Annotated in this window: 14 protein-coding genes; 8 read left to right on the top strand and 6 right to left on the bottom strand. The window is 34.4% G+C overall.

From position 1 onward, the window contains the following. From pepT to I589_RS10025, 3 genes are all read left to right on the top strand, one after another. The gene (gene pepT, locus I589_RS10035; RefSeq protein WP_010767552.1) at positions 1–1,230 is read left to right on the top strand and encodes a peptidase T; all 1,230 of its coding nucleotides are present in this window, start codon (positions 1–3) and stop codon (positions 1,228–1,230) included. 168 nt (positions 1,231–1,398) lie between these two features. After that, positions 1,399–1,683, top strand: coding sequence for a DUF1294 domain-containing protein (locus tag I589_RS10030; RefSeq protein ID WP_010767553.1), 285 nt, complete (start codon positions 1,399–1,401; stop codon positions 1,681–1,683). An 18-nt stretch (positions 1,684–1,701) separates the two neighbouring features. Next, a complete protein-coding gene (locus tag I589_RS10025; protein ID WP_010767554.1) occupies positions 1,702–2,745 on the top strand; it encodes a lysylphosphatidylglycerol synthase transmembrane domain-containing protein in 1,044 nt (347 codons plus the stop codon). Positions 2,746–2,906: 161 nt separating this feature from the next. Here I589_RS10025 and I589_RS10020 read toward each other — a convergent pair whose 3' ends face one another. Next, positions 2,907–3,920 carry a zinc-binding alcohol dehydrogenase family protein gene (locus I589_RS10020; protein WP_010767555.1) on the bottom strand — a complete coding sequence of 338 codons (1,014 nt, stop codon included), beginning with the start codon at positions 3,918–3,920 and terminating at the stop codon, positions 2,907–2,909. A gap of 199 nt (positions 3,921–4,119) precedes the next feature. On the opposite strand from I589_RS10020, the gene clpB reads away from it, so the two are divergent. The 3 genes from clpB to I589_RS10000 all read left to right on the top strand — a co-directional run bounded on the left by clpB (position 4,120) and on the right by I589_RS10000 (position 8,532). Beyond that, complete coding sequence (clpB, locus tag I589_RS10015) at positions 4,120–6,729, top strand: ATP-dependent chaperone ClpB (RefSeq protein WP_010767556.1); 2,610 nt, start codon at positions 4,120–4,122, stop codon at positions 6,727–6,729. A gap of 719 nt (positions 6,730–7,448) precedes the next feature. Next, positions 7,449–7,886 carry a hypothetical protein gene (locus I589_RS10005; RefSeq protein ID WP_010767558.1) on the top strand — a complete coding sequence of 146 codons (438 nt, stop codon included), beginning with the start codon at positions 7,449–7,451 and terminating at the stop codon, positions 7,884–7,886. Positions 7,887–8,112: 226 nt separating this feature from the next. Further along, complete coding sequence (locus tag I589_RS10000) at positions 8,113–8,532, top strand: GNAT family N-acetyltransferase (protein ID WP_010767559.1); 420 nt, start codon at positions 8,113–8,115, stop codon at positions 8,530–8,532. A 78-nt stretch (positions 8,533–8,610) separates the two neighbouring features. On the opposite strand, the gene I589_RS09995 is transcribed toward I589_RS10000, so the two are convergent. From I589_RS09995 to I589_RS09985, 3 genes are all read right to left on the bottom strand, one after another. Further along, positions 8,611–9,513, bottom strand: a complete 903-nt coding sequence (locus I589_RS09995) for a magnesium transporter CorA family protein (RefSeq protein ID WP_010767560.1) — start codon at positions 9,511–9,513, stop codon at positions 8,611–8,613. 282 nt (positions 9,514–9,795) lie between these two features. Further along, on the bottom strand, positions 9,796–10,032 hold the full coding sequence (locus I589_RS09990) for a hypothetical protein (RefSeq protein WP_010767561.1): 237 nt from the start codon (positions 10,030–10,032) through the stop codon (positions 9,796–9,798). Between the two features lie 66 nt (positions 10,033–10,098). After that, on the bottom strand, positions 10,099–10,734 hold the full coding sequence (locus tag I589_RS09985; RefSeq protein ID WP_010767562.1) for a pentapeptide repeat-containing protein: 636 nt from the start codon (positions 10,732–10,734) through the stop codon (positions 10,099–10,101). A 357-nt stretch (positions 10,735–11,091) separates the two neighbouring features. Here I589_RS09985 and I589_RS18105 point away from each other — a divergent pair, with 357 nt between their 5' ends. Together I589_RS18105 and I589_RS09975 are read left to right on the top strand one after the other, a co-directional pair. Then, positions 11,092–11,487, top strand: a complete 396-nt coding sequence (locus I589_RS18105; protein WP_010767563.1) for a zinc ribbon domain-containing protein — start codon at positions 11,092–11,094, stop codon at positions 11,485–11,487. Between the two features lie 117 nt (positions 11,488–11,604). Next, positions 11,605–11,844, top strand: a complete 240-nt coding sequence (locus tag I589_RS09975) for a hypothetical protein (RefSeq protein ID WP_010767564.1) — start codon at positions 11,605–11,607, stop codon at positions 11,842–11,844. Positions 11,845–11,961: 117 nt separating this feature from the next. On the opposite strand, the gene I589_RS09970 is transcribed toward I589_RS09975, so the two are convergent. Both I589_RS09970 and lepA read right to left on the bottom strand, forming a co-directional pair. Beyond that, the gene (locus I589_RS09970; RefSeq protein ID WP_010767565.1) at positions 11,962–12,387 is read right to left on the bottom strand and encodes a hypothetical protein; all 426 of its coding nucleotides are present in this window, start codon (positions 12,385–12,387) and stop codon (positions 11,962–11,964) included. A 374-nt stretch (positions 12,388–12,761) separates the two neighbouring features. After that, on the bottom strand, positions 12,762–14,597 hold the full coding sequence (lepA, locus tag I589_RS09965) for a translation elongation factor 4 (RefSeq protein WP_010767566.1): 1,836 nt from the start codon (positions 14,595–14,597) through the stop codon (positions 12,762–12,764). Positions 14,598–14,715: the final 118 nt, after the last annotated feature.

Genomic DNA, 14,715 nt, shown 5'->3' with positions numbered 1-14,715 from the left:
ATGTATGAAAACTTATTACCTCGATTTTTACGTTATGTAAAGACAGAAACGCGCTCGGATGCAGCAAGCACAACAACACCCTCTACACCAACACAAATAGAATTTGCACTAGTTTTAAAAAAAGAACTTGAAGAGCTAGGAATGTCTGATGTTTCCTATAATGAAACAAACGGATTTGTTATGGCTACATTACCAAGCAATGTTGAAAAAGAGGTTCGCTCTATTGGCTTTATTGCCCATATGGATACGGCTGATTTTAACGCGGTCAACGTAAACCCTCAAATCATTGAAAACTATGATGGAGAATCAACTATTCAACTAGATAAAGAAGGAAAATTTACCTTAAATACGAAAGATTTTCCAAACCTTAAAAATTATGCCAATCAAACATTAATTACAACAGATGGGACAACTTTATTAGGTGCAGATGATAAATCAGGAATTGCAGAAATTATGACAGCAATGGAAATTTTGCTTACCCATCCTGAAATCAAGCATGGGACAATCAAGGTCGCTTTTGGTCCTGATGAAGAAATTGGTGTGGGTGCAGATAAATTTGATGTTGAAGCATTTGCTGTTGATTTTGCTTATACAATGGATGGGGGACCTGTTGGTGAGCTCCAATATGAAACGTTTAGTGCAGCTCAAGCCGATATTACGATTCAAGGGAAAAATGTCCATCCGGGAACTGCAAAAGATACAATGATTAATGCGTTACAGCTTGCGATTGATTTTCAAAATGCACTTCCAGTAGATGAAGTACCTGAAAAAACTTCTGGTTATGAAGGTTTCTTCCATCTTATGTCCTTGACTGGAAATCCAGAAGAAGCAAAATTGAGTTATATTATCCGTGATCATTCCCGCGAAAAATTTGAGGCACGTAAACAAATGATTCTTGCCATTCAACAAAAAATGAATGAAAAATTTGATCAAGAGCGTATTCAAATAAACATGTATGATCAGTATTACAACATGAAAGAAATTATTGAAAAAGATATGAGTATCGTTGAATTGGCGAAACAAGCAATGATTGAGTTGAATATCCAACCAATCATTGAACCTGTTCGCGGAGGAACAGACGGTTCGAAAATTTCATATATGGGTATTCCAACACCAAATATTTTTGCAGGTGGCGAAAATATGCATGGACGTTTTGAGTTTGTCTCTCTACAAGCAATGGAAAAAGCAACAGATGTGATTGTCAAAATCGCAGAAAATAATGCAAAATAATGGGTATCATTTGACTTAAACTAGTCAAAGATCCATGATTAGAATAGGATAAGAAAAGAGTAAGGTTTCTCTAGAAATTTTACTCTTTTCTTTATAAACCGTTGAATTTCCTTTGCAAGTGACCGCATTTTAAGGTACGCTATTAACGTGTGATTTGGAGGAAAGAAAATGGATCGTATACTACACGAACTTACTAGAAACCCTTTGTGGTTTTACCTTTTTATTGTTAATTTTTATTTATTTTGCTTAATGGGCTATGATAAACGTAAGGCACAAAAAAAACAATGGCGTGTGCCGGAAAGCAATCTTCTTTTTGTTGGCTTAATTGGCGGCGGGTTAGGTGGACTGATTGCACAACAGGTATTTCATCATAAGACACGAAAACGAAAATTTCTGATTTGTTTTTTAATTGGCGTTTTAACAGATGGTGTGCTGCTATACTTTTTCCACTAATTGAATTGAGGAGCATTTATGAAAAAAAATAATAAACTCAAAGTACTGTTAAATCTGCTGATTTTGGTAGGGATGATTTGGATTATTCTCTATCTTGTTCAAAGTTCACTGGCAGACATTTTTGCCGAGCTACGTTCGACGAGTGTAGTTGTTTTAGCTGGAGTTTTCGTGATAGGAATTATTTATCTTATCGTTGAAGGACAATCCATTAAAGAAATTGCCAAGCATTTCGAACCTAGTTTTTCAAGACAGGATGGTTTTTGGACGTCTTGTTATGTAGCTTTCTATCGAATTATTACCTTTGGAACAGGGACTCTTGTTTCTGAAGTCTATTTTTATCGAAAAAAAGGATTGAAGGTTTCACAAGGAGTAGGTGTCACTGCTCTACATATGGTGATGTATAAACTTGCGGTTATTACGTATGCAGTGGCTGGACTGATTATCCAGTTCTCATTATTTTACTCAAACTCCCCCAAGATGATTCCATTTATTCTCGCAGGAATGATTTTAACGATTGTCCTAATTATTGTACTTTTATCTCTATCTAGTAGTGTAAATCTGCAAGTCTTACTGCTTGTTATTGCCAATCGATTGTTTAAAAGTGAGAAGCTTAGAGGCTGGGTCGATCAATGTAACCTTCAAATTTACTCTCTAAGAGATACGGTAAAAACGATTATGCTAGACAAAACAGCCGTTTGGCGAATTTATTCATGGAATTTAATCAAACTTGCCTTGTGGTATGTCATTCCTTTTATCGTATTGGTAAACAGTCATCCTACACTTGACTTCTTACAAGCATTTTCATTTACGAGTTTTGCGGTGATTTTATCAGGAGTTGTCCCTACACCTGGCGGAATTGGCTCCTTTGAATTTGTCTACCTGCTATTATTCAGACCGCTTGTAGGAACGGTAGATGCGATTTCTTCTGTCTTGCTCTATCGATTTGGCACATTTGTCTTACCTTTTTTATTGGGCTTTGTCTATGTCCTTATTGAGAAGAGAAAAGCGATACATGAAGAGTTACAAGAAGTAAAAAAGCAAAAAAAGGCGATGAGTGAATAGCCCATTGTCTGTATAAGAAATAAGCCAAAAACAGCTGAATCTGAAGCTCTTTACACATTAGACTCAATAATCTAATGTTTGGAATAGTGCTCAAGATACAGCTGTTTTTATTCGTAAAGTCCGAGTATTATTTAGGAATATTCTAATGAAAAGCAGGCTAATTACTTCACTCGAATCACGATTTTTCCTAGTGTTCTATTGGTTTCTAATAGGCGATGTGCTTCAAAAATGGTTTGACTCGACAATCCTTCTAAGGTTGTCGTATGTGTCGAAACTATTTTTTTATCATCAATCAACTGAGCGATGATTTTTAGTATCTCTCCTTGAGAGTCAATTTGGTAATCATAGTTTGTCTTAGCAAACATGAACTCCCAGTCAAAACTAGCTGATTTGTTTTTTAAGATTGATAAATTCACAGGCTCTGTTGTTGCAACAATTGAAGCGAGATGACCAAATGGGGCGAGAAAATGAGCCATGGACTCAAAATAATAATCAGTAGAATGGAGAAGTAAAATTCGTTTCATTTCAGTTAAATTCAATTCTCTCATTTGCTCGACTAAATCTTTACGATGATCCAAAGAAATATCTGCACCCATTTGTTTAATCCACTGACTCGTCTCTGGTCTTGAAGCAGTTGCTAAAACATTCAAGCCTGCCCATTTTGCTAACTGTATAGCAATAGAACCTACACCACCTGCACCATTGACAATCAGAATATTTTCGTCCAAATTCCCATTTTCTTCAGGAATTAGCCCTAATTTTTCAAACAATACCTCATATGCAGTAATGCTTGTTAAGGGCAGGGCAGCCGCTTCTTCAATAGATATGTTTTTGGGTATGTTTGCTACAATTCGTGAATCAACTACTTGATGTTCTGCATAGCTTCCTGCTCGTTTTTCTGTTCCGCTGTACATAATCATATCCCCAATAGAAAAGTCAGAGACATCAGATCCACACTCGATAATTTCTCCAACTGCATCAAAGCCCAATACCCTCCATTGATCAGTCGAAGCAGATTGTCGTAATTTCGTATCGACAGGATTCACCGAAATCGCATGAACTTCTACCAATACATCTAGCGGAGAAAGTGATTCAGTCTGCCACATAATTTCTTCAAAATGATTTCCTTCAATTAGTGCAAATCCAGTGTTAAAGGCAATTGCTTTTGTTTCCATTTTCTTCACTCCAATCTTTAAATTCAGTGTATCATCAAATGAGTCATGAACGAAACAATTTCTTCTTATTGAAAAACAGATAAATTAATTAGTTTAAAAAAAATTAAAAAACATTACCTATCCTTTGACCAATATTGACCAAGAGAGTATACTTAAAAATGTAAGGAGAAATAGATTACTTGAGTGGAGGAGATGTGTTATGAATATTGAAAAAATGACCACAACCTTGCAAGAAGCAATTGCTGAGGCACAAAATGTTGCCGTTACAAGACATCATCAAGAAATTGATATTGTACACCTTTGGAAAATATTCTTACAACCAAATCATTTTGGTCGTAATTTTTATACAGATGCTGGCGTTGATGTTGAGGCATTTGAAGAGGAAATTGATTTAGCTTTGGATGAATATCCAACGGTATCTGGCGGAAATGTTCAATATGGACAAAGTATGAGTCAAAATTTGTTTAATCTGTTAAATGAAGCAGATTCGCTTCGTGAAAGCTTTGGTGACGAATTTTTATCAACAGAGATTGTTCTTCTCGCCTTGATGAAGCTTAAAAATTATCGTTTAACCAAATATCTTTTAAAAAATGGGATTAACGAAAAAGAATTACGTAAAAATATTGAAGACATGAGAGGGGGAGATCGTGTGACTTCTCAAAATCAAGAAGAGCAGTATAAAGCGCTAGAGAAATACGGAATTGATTTAGTTCAACAAGTAAAGAGCGGAAAACAAGACCCGATTATTGGGCGAGATGAAGAGATACGTGATGTCATTCGTATTTTATCTAGAAAAACAAAAAATAATCCTGTTCTAATCGGTGAACCTGGTGTTGGTAAAACTGCCATCATCGAAGGACTAGCACAACGGATTGTTCGAAAAGATGTACCTGAAAATTTAAAGGATAAAACAATCTTCTCGTTAGATATGGGGGCATTAATTGCAGGAGCCAAATTCCGTGGTGAATTCGAAGAACGACTCAAAGCCGTTTTAAAAGAAGTGAAAAAAAGTGACGGACGTATCCTTCTATTTATTGATGAAATTCACAATATTGTCGGTGCTGGAAAAACAGAAGGCAGTATGGATGCCGGAAACTTGTTAAAACCAATGTTAGCAAGAGGAGAGCTTCATTTAATTGGGGCAACAACGCTTGATGAATACCGTCAATATATGGAAAAGGATAAGGCGCTAGAACGTCGATTCCAAAAAGTTTTAGTAAAAGAGCCTACGGTTGAGGATACTATCAGTATTCTTCGTGGATTAAAAGAACGATTTGAAATTCACCACAGCGTGAATATTCATGATAATGCGTTAGTTGCTGCGGCTACTTTATCCGATCGTTATATTACAGATCGTTTCTTACCTGACAAGGCGATTGATTTAGTAGACGAAGCTAGTGCAACAATTCGCGTAGAAATGAATTCTATGCCAACAGAACTTGATCAAGTCACTCGTCGATTAATGCAGCTTGAAATCGAAGAAGCAGCCCTAAAAAAAGAATCAGACGATGCAAGTAAAAAGCGTCTGGTTGCGCTGCAAGAAGAGTTAGCTGAGCTTCGTGAAGAAACAAATGCGATGAAAATGCAATGGGAAACAGAAAAAGAAGAAGTTAATGCTGTTTCTAACAAACGTGCTGAAATTGATAAAGCAAAACATGAGTTAGAGGATGCAGAAAATAATTACGATTTAGAACGTGCAGCAGTCTTGCGTCACGGAACAATCCCAGCACTTGAAAAAGAGTTAAAAGCACTTGAAGAAAAGAATGAAAAAGAAAATATTCGTATGGTTCAAGAGTCTGTTACTGAAAATGAGATTGCAGTAGTCGTTGGACGTTTAACGGGTATTCCTGTTACTAAATTGGTAGAAGGCGAACGCGAAAAATTAATGAAATTGAATGAAACACTTCATAAGCGCGTGATTGGACAAGATGAAGCCGTTGATGCAGTGAGTGATGCGGTCATTCGTTCTCGTGCAGGCTTGCAAGACCCAAATCGCCCATTAGGTTCGTTTCTATTTTTAGGACCAACAGGAGTCGGAAAAACGGAGCTTGCAAAGGCGTTGGCAGAAAACTTATTTGACTCAGAAGACCACATGGTGCGAATCGATATGAGCGAATACATGGAAAAACATGCAGTGTCCCGTTTAGTAGGCGCACCTCCAGGCTACATTGGTTATGAAGAAGGAGGACAGCTTACAGAAGCTGTACGAAGAAATCCATATACGATTGTGTTATTAGACGAAATTGAAAAAGCACATCCAGATGTTTTTAATATTTTACTGCAGGTGTTAGATGATGGCCGTTTAACAGACTCTAAAGGTCGCGTAGTGGACTTTAAAAATACAGTAATGATTATGACAAGCAATATCGGTTCCCAATTACTTCTTGATGGTGTCACCTTAGATGGAAAGATACCAGAAGATGTGGAAGAGGATGTTCGTACAATTTTAAGAGGAAGCTTTAAGCCAGAATTTTTAAATCGTATAGATGACACCATTCTTTTCACACCTCTAAGTTTAGACAATGTAAAAGGAATCGTAGATAAAATGATTCAACAATTGTCTAAACGGCTAGAGCATCAAGAAATTCAGTTAGAAATTAGTGATAATGCAAAAACTTGGATAGCTGAAAATGCATATGAACCAGCTTATGGTGCAAGACCCTTGAAACGTTTTATCACAAAAGAAGTGGAAACACCACTTGCAAAAGAGATTGTTTCTGGTAGAGTTATGCCAAAAACAAAAGTGACGGTTAGTATTTTGGAAGACAGCTTAGTATTCCAAAATGAACCAATCAAAGAAGAAGCTTAATTAAAAGCAGAAAATTAGGAAATCCTAGTTTTCTGCTTTTTTAATAAAAATATATATATTTAAAAAATTAACCATTTACATAACGAATAACTAAATTTATAATTAATATACATTATATTATCAGGAGGGAATAGAAAAAAACAGATAAGTACGTCTTATTTAGTTATTGCTATTATTGGTATAGTCACTGCGATTCCAAAGTTAGGAGCTTTCATGGATATTTTTAGACTTCTCACATTTATATTATTAGGGTTCTCTTTCTTTATTCTCGTGAAACAACCGAACGCTCCTTTTAAAAAAACAGGGGCCTTGTTAATGCTTATATCATGTCTACTCTCTTTGTTTGGAGAAGCAATTCTGAGCATCTTGGGATACATTCAGTTACAGACTATAATTAATAATAGTATGGGAGGAGAGTTCTTTAATAATTCGCCAATCTTTGTAATCATGAAGGGAATTGTCATTGTACTTTTTATTTTTTCATCCTGGGTCATTAAAATTGTTGCCATTATCTTTTCATTCAAAGTCTACGGAAAATTAAAACAATAGAACATCTTACCATCGGAACTATTTACTTTATAACTATATACGAAATATTAAAAATATTTTTTTGGAATTTATTTTAAAACGATATTTATACACATTTCCATAAAAAATTATTTACAAATATGATAAAAAAGTTTATATTTAATACTTAAGAAAGTATTAAGGAGGAAGAAATGAATAAAGGTGTAAGTACATCATATTTAGTTATCGCAATTATTGGAATTATTACAGCGATTCCAGTGTTAGGATCAGTAGTTGATATTTTTAGAATCCTAACATTTGTATTATTAGGTTTTTCAATTTATATACTTGTAAAACAACCAAAGGGACCAATAAAAAAAACAGGTGCTATCCTAATGGTTATTGCTTGTGCGCTATCATTAATAGGTGGGTTAATCGTGATGGGTTCTCTTGGTAGCTTAGCAGCTATTGATACTACAAGTAATCTGAGTTCGTATGAAGCTGGTGAAGCACTAGGTGGCGCTATTGGCGGTTCACTGCTAGGTATGATTTTCACATTTCCTGCGTGGATTATTAAAATAATTGCCATTGTTTTTTCATTCATAACTTATGGGAAATTAAAAACTCCTGTATCTCAACAAAACTTATAAAAAAATCCGAAGTAGAATCTTTTGATAGGCTCTCTTATAACAGGTACTAGAAAACTAAATGTTTCTAGTTTGTTATAGGGGAGGTTTTTTATATCAAAAAGACTCATCTGATGTTCCTCACCATTTCTCTATAAGTAAAGGGCAAGGCAATACTACACTATTTCTTCCTTTTTTTATGCTACACTATGGCTAGTGAATCTTAATTTTCTATAATAGGAGAGGTTTTATGATTTTTGTAACGAAGGCAACACTCGCTGACTGGTCGCTTTTAATTTCTCTAGATACACATCTTTCTAAAGAAAAGATTAAAGAGAAGATTGAACGACAAGAAATTTTTCTTGCAAAAGAAAATAATAAGATTATTGGATTTCTTCGTTTCAACTATTTTTGGGATGAGCTTCCTTTTATCAACCTTTTATTTGTGGAAGCTGATCATCGAAAACAGGGGATAGGTTCCGCGCTTATGAATGCCTTTGAACAGCAGATGAAAGAACTAGGGTATAGTCAAATTTTACTTTCTACTCAATCAGATGAAGAAGGTCAACACTTTTATCGAAAATTAAACTATACAGATTGTGGTGCACTCTTATTATCTAAAGAACCAACAGAGTTATTTTTTGTCAAAAAACTAGACTCATACATGTAGTAATGAAAATAAATTGCTCTTTTGAACTTAAAAAAGGTCGAGCCAGAAGTGTCTCACTCTGTATCGACTTTTTTTTAGCTATTTCATTAATCGTCTAAGAATAAAGGATAAGGTAAACCATAACAAAACACTAATACCGATGGTAAACATCCAGCCAAAAATATTGTGCTCAAAAGGCAACGGCATATTCATACCAAAAAATCCCGTAATAATTGTGGGCACAGTTAATAATATGGATAGGACTGTAAGTATTTTCATTGTGTCATTTAGATTATTATTCAAAACATTATTGTAGGTACCTGATAATTGCTGTAGTATTTGAGAAGACAGTTGTGTCATTTCCACTAGCTGTCTTGCTTCAATGAGGACATCATCTAAACGTTCTTTTTCACTTTCTGTAAGTAATCTGAAAATTTGATGCGCCTTAACTTGTTCAAGTAGAACAACATTTTGCTTAGATGCGGAAACAAAATAAATAATCCCTGTTTCCAAGTCTGAAAGTAATAACAAATTTTGCTTCGTCGTTTTTTCTTTCAATTTATTATTAATGATTTTTCGATCTCTATCCATTTCTTCAATATAAGGAAAAAATGAGTCGATAATCATGAACAAACTACCAAATAAAAATTGAAAAATACTCTCTACCTCTTCAGAAGTAACTTGTTTCATCATAATATCGGAAACATAGTGATTGATTTCATTCGTAACAGTTAGTAAGATGTTATCTTTCACAATAAAGGTCATTGGAATAGTTTCATAATGGTTATCAATCTTTTGGGGATTTGTTACGTTAAAAATAAGAACAAACGTATTCGTCCGTTGATCGTAATCTAAATGCGCTCGTTCGTTTTCATCTAAGGAATAGTCAACAATTTCTTCATCAATTTCATAGTGCTCATAAAATCGTTTCAGTTCTGATTTATCCTCTGTTTGTATATTAATCCATTTGATGTCATTTGTTAACGGTGTATGTGTAATCAACCGTCTCACCTCCAAAAATTTACTCTACGTGTCTAGTATAACAGTTTCAATAAATAACACAAAAAAGTGATGTATTTCTCAAAATATTAAATTTACAAATTAAAATAAGAGGGAAGATATAACTATCTAAGTTATATCTTCCCTCTTAAAATCTTAATAAAGTTTGGGAGTTATAAAAAACTACCTAATTAGCTCTGGTTGCTGAACTTTCTGTTCCAACTTCTCACAATTAACTATCATAAATGTAAAATTCTTGTTTTTGATTACACCATACTTGCGCGTTTAATGACCAAAAAGACCAATTAATACAAATAAGCAGACAAAAAATAGATTTAGTGAAAAACCAAAACGATTTTTCATATTAAAGCTATTGCCATATCCTTTCCATTTAGGAATAATAAAGGATTTCTGAACAAAATAACTTCCATAGTTTTTTTTGTTTTTCAAAAGTGATGGTATAGAGCATAGATTCCATAATAATAGGAGTCCAGCTAATGTAAAAGCAATTGTTGAATTCATGAACAACACCTCAAAGTTAGTATAACACACGTCTTCTTTTTAAAAAAGATTTTAGAAATAAAAAAACTATCCTTTTATTTGAATTGCTAAGTATTTCTGTGCAAAATAGATAGCTTGAAATTGATTGAGGATACATCCGCGAATATTTTCTTTTTGTGTATCAAGTGTATCGAAATGACAGCTACTTAAGTCTATTTTCCGTAAACTCGTATCGTATAAATTTATATTTTCTAATTTACATTCAGTAAATGTTGTTATTTGCAAATTACTTTCAACAATATCTCCATTTGAAAGATCAGACTTTTCAAAGCCTACTGACTTAATTTTTGAATCACTAAAGTTTGAGAAGGGCATATAGCATTCTTTAAATAAAACGTTTCCTAAATAACTTTCAGAAAACTTTGTTCCTACTAATTTACAGTCCACAAACTGTGTGCGATGAATCGTACTCTGTTGAAGATTAGCATTTGAAAAATCACAATTTTTAAAAATACAATCGGTCACTTCTAAACGGGTAAATGTATTTTCTGAAAAAAGAACATTTTCAAATGCACAGCCTTCGAAAGTGGGATGGTCAATCACTTGGTGCTCGATAAACTCTTTTTGGATCACTTGATTTTGTAGTGTATAGTCTTCTTCATCATAAATCTGAAAAAAAGAACCTTCTTTTAAAGTAGCTTTTACAAGCTTTGGGTTTTGCATGTTCATCTTCTCCTTATCTGTTTATCTGTATCCTACAAGAGAATCTAGTGATTTACATGAGGAATAAATGAGAGTATTTTACCGCTGTTTCGACATTTTGGATGTTTCTCTTCTTCAAAAAAAGCTTAGAATCCTCTCTGAGCACAAAAAAACAGTGATTTTCTAATAAAAATTTTAGAATTTAATTTTTGAATAGATAAAAATCTTCGAAAAGCCTGTATTCATACGCACGAAAAATTGTGTCCTTATTAACTGTAAACTAGGGAAATGAGAGCAACTATTTTTACAAAAAACATCAGTTCTGATAGGACAAATTTTGGGGTTTGGAGTAAACTAATTATAAAGAGGTGAAGAATAATGTTAGATGATCAATTAACGTGTCCAACCTGTGATACCCGCTTTTACTATGATGAAGTAAGAAAGATTGCTGATCATAGAATGAAGGAGATGCCGATTCGATGTCCAGAATGTAATACAGTGGTTAAAAGAAAATTATCTCATGGGTACTTTGTGTCTTACAAACTTGAAGAAGAAAAGAAAAGGAAACTATTTTCTGAACCGAAATTTTACAAAAATCATCAGACTGGTGCTATTATTTCCTCGGATGAGTATAGGCAGCTAATTGCTACAGAAGAAATGCGGTTTAATGAGTTAGGCTCAGGTCCTTCAATGGGAATGGATAGTTTGTTTGAAGCAGAAGAACAACGTCAGTTAGAAACATATGATGATTATGTACCATACGACAAAGAATAGTGATAGAATAGAAATTTGCTTTCTTTCGTTTTGTAGTATGTTTAAAGATTTAGCGATTTTCATCGCGTCTGTCCTTTGACTTGTTGTATAATACGAAATAGAAGGAGATGAATTATCGTGAAAAAAGCTAGTTACATTATCGTTTTTTCTCTATCCAATGGGAAAGAAATTCAAGTGACGTTTACTACTGACAAAAAGGATAATCCGTTTGAGCTTTATCAAGAAGTTCTTCAAGAAAAAGGAGATTTCTATCGAGTAATGGATGACTTTGGAAAATATCATAATATCCACAAAAAATCAATTATAGATATTGAAATAACTCCTGTAAAATCTTCTATTAATGATGTGCAGCTGTAGTTATGTCTGAAAAATAAAGGAGGAGCATGCAGTTACGCCAGCAACCGCATGCTCCTCCTTTACCATTTAATCCTAAGCACAAGCCAAATCATCCACAACAATACATAATAGTTCTAACTACTTCATCAGTAATTGAACGAGTATCATCACAATAAAGATTGGGAGAACTCCTTTAAGGAGCATATCAATCAGGAGAGGGATCTGGTTAGAATCAATATTGACCTTTGCATTTCCCAATAGGGCTGATTTTTGCATATCAAACAGCTTTTGCTGAGAAGCATAGGTATTACAATTTGGGCAAGTAAACTTGTAGTAAAATACCTGTCCTTTAGGTGAACTTTTTTTTATTTTTATCGCACCCTTAATTTTTTGCTTTGCTTCAATTCCATTTAATTTGTATTCTGTTTGGCAGGACTGACAAATAAATCTATGTAAGGTGTTTTCTGAAAAAGAGATTTTTGATGATTTACGAAATAATTGAACTGCTCGATAAAAAAAATTGATAGCTGCTAAGCCGAAAATAATCATAGCAACAAACCGCATAATAACTCCTCCAAATAAACTATAGTTGTGAATCTTTAATTCTTGCTACGCAATCCATCAAGTACTTCCGAAAAAGAAGCAGACGATTCAATCTGCCGATTAATCCATCTCTCATCTAAGAGAAAAATCATCAGTACTGTTATTTTAGCACAACGAAAAAAGCAACTCAAATTTACTAAGTGAAAGAAGAATACCACTTTTTCTGTAGAATAGGATTTTTTTCGTATGATGATACACAGTACCTTTTCTCAAAGCTGAACGCTTCTGTCTCAACCTCCTATTTATTTCACTGAATGAACAAAAAACCACCGGCAGAAAACCGGTGGCAAATACAGCAAACTAGTTTGTTTCAAGAATTTATTTTCAAAAACGGCTTATTTCTTGGGTTCATCTTCGTCCATCTTAAGAACAGCCATGAAGGCTTCTTGCGGCACTTCGACAGAACCAATTTGTTTCATCCGTTTTTTCCCTTCTTTTTGTTTCTCTAATAATTTACGTTTACGAGAAACATCTCCGCCATAACATTTAGCCAATACGTTTTTACGTAACGCTTTGATGTCTGAACGAGCAACAATTTTTTGTCCAATGGCTGCTTGAATAGGAACCTCAAACTGTTGACGTGGGATTAATTTCTTCAATTTTTCAACAATTGCCTTTCCACGTTCGTAAGCAAATTCTCTATGCACGATAAAGCTCAGCGCATCCACTTTTTCAGCATTTAAAAGAATGTCCATCTTCACAAGACGGCTTTCTCTATAACCCACCAATTCATAATCAAGAGAAGCATAGCCTTTTGTACTTGATTTTAATTTGTCAAAGAAGTCAAAAACAATTTCAGAAAGTGGAATTTCATAAACAACGTTCACACGATAATCATCTAAATAATCCATGGTAACGAAGTCTCCACGTTTTCGCTGAGATAATTCCATCACGGCTCCAACGTAATCATTTGGTACCATAATTTGTGCTTTTACATAAGGTTCTTCAATCTTTTCAATACTTACAGGATCTGGAAATTCTGCTGGGTTATCAACAACTACTAAAGAGCCATCTGTTTTTTCTACATGGTAAATTACAGAAGGTGCCGTCGTAATTAACTCTAGATTAAATTCACGCTCCAAACGCTCTTGAATAACATCCATATGAAGTAAACCTAAAAATCCACAGCGAAAACCAAATCCTAAAGCTTGAGATGTTTCTGGTTCAAATTGTAAGGCAGCATCATTTAACTGCAGCTTCTCTAGTGATTCACGTAAGTCATTATAACGAGAGGTATCGATAGGGTACAAACCACAATAAACCATAGGATTCATTTTTCTATAACCATACAGAGCTTCTTTTGCGGGATTATCAGCCAAAGTAACGGTATCACCAACACGAGTATCCTGAACTGTTTTAATACTTGCTGTGATGTAGCCAACATCGCCAACCATTAAGAAATCTCTAGCAATTGTTTTTGGAGAAAAAACGCCTACTTCAGTAACATCAAATGTTTTTCCGTTACTCATTAATTGAATTTTATCTCCAGGTTTCACCACACCATCCATAATCCGTACATTTAGGACCACCCCACGATAACTATCATAAATAGAATCAAAAATTAAGGCTTTTAAAGGTGCTTCTACATCACCTGTAGGAGCTGGAACATACTCAACCACTTGTTCTAATATGTCTTCAATCCCAATTCCTGCTTTGGCACTTGCTAGAACAGCTTCACTTGCATCGATACCAATCACATCTTCAATTTCTTGTCGAACGCGTTCAGGGTCTGCAGCAGGCAAGTCAATTTTATTTATTACAGGTAGGATTTCCAAATCATTATCTAATGCTAGATAAACATTGGCTAAAGTCTGTGCTTCAATTCCTTGTGCAGCATCTACAACTAAAACGGCCCCTTCACAGGCAGCTAAACTTCGTGACACTTCATAAGTAAAATCCACATGTCCCGGAGTATCAATCAAATGGAAGATATAGGTTTCACCATCTTTTGCATCATACGTTAATTCAACTGCATTTAATTTAATCGTAATCCCACGCTCACGCTCAAGATCCATCGAATCTAATAGCTGTTGTTGCATTTCACGAGTAGTTACTGTATCTGTTTTTTCTAAAATTCGATCAGCCAAAGTTGATTTTCCGTGGTCAATATGGGCAATAATCGAAAAATTCCGGATTTTTTCCTGTCGTTTTTTCATTTCGTTTATATTCATGGATTAATTCCTCATTTCTTTTAATCAGCACTTACCATTATACCAACGAAAGCATCATAATTAAAGTATTTTTCACAACACGAAGAATTCCCACTTTTCCTTCGCATTTGTTATACTA

The organism is Enterococcus phoeniculicola ATCC BAA-412 (genome assembly GCF_000407505.1).
In the GTDB taxonomy this organism is placed as follows: Bacteria; Bacillota; Bacilli; order Lactobacillales; family Enterococcaceae; genus Enterococcus_K; species Enterococcus_K phoeniculicola.
Note: the sequence above shows the minus strand (reverse complement) of the source record. Positions and strands in the feature narration are given on the sequence as shown.